We start from the raw sequence: 441 nt of genomic DNA, 5'->3' as shown, positions 1-441 counted from the left end.
GACGCTGATCGACGCCGGGGTGGGCCAGATGATTCTGGACTTCTCCGAGAACTGGGCGATTCCCGCGCTGCTGCTCGGCTGGCTGATCGCCGTCGCGATCCGCCTCGCCACCGGCTCGGCCACGGTCGCCACGATCTCCGCCGCCGGTCTGGTCGCCCCGCTCGCGGCCGACATGTCGACCTCGCACGCGGCCCTGCTGGTGCTGGCCATCGGTGCCGGTTCGCTCTTCTTCAGCCATGTCAACGACGCCGGGTTCTGGCTGGTGAATGAGTACTTCGGGATGGACGTCGGCCAGACCGTGAAGACCTGGTCGGTGATGGAGACGATCATCTCCGTGGTGGCCATCGCCTTCATCCTGCCGCTGTCGCTGCTGCTGTAGCCGCTCCCGTACGTACGTGAGAACGCCCGCCCCTGCACCGGGGCGGGCGTTCTGTATACGTA

At 66.9% G+C, this 441-nt stretch carries 1 protein-coding gene; it reads left to right on the top strand.

Translation table 11 applies throughout. The features are described 5' to 3' along the window. On the top strand, positions 1–379 hold a 379-nt coding region (locus RM812_RS42405), incomplete at its 5' end, for a GntT/GntP/DsdX family permease (RefSeq protein WP_449657865.1). Positions 380–441: the final 62 nt, after the last annotated feature.

It is taken from the genome of Streptomyces lancefieldiae, from assembly GCF_031845825.1.
GTDB classification, from domain to species: domain Bacteria; phylum Actinomycetota; class Actinomycetes; order Streptomycetales; family Streptomycetaceae; genus Streptomyces; species Streptomyces lancefieldiae.
Note: the sequence above shows the minus strand (reverse complement) of the source record. Positions and strands in the feature narration are given on the sequence as shown.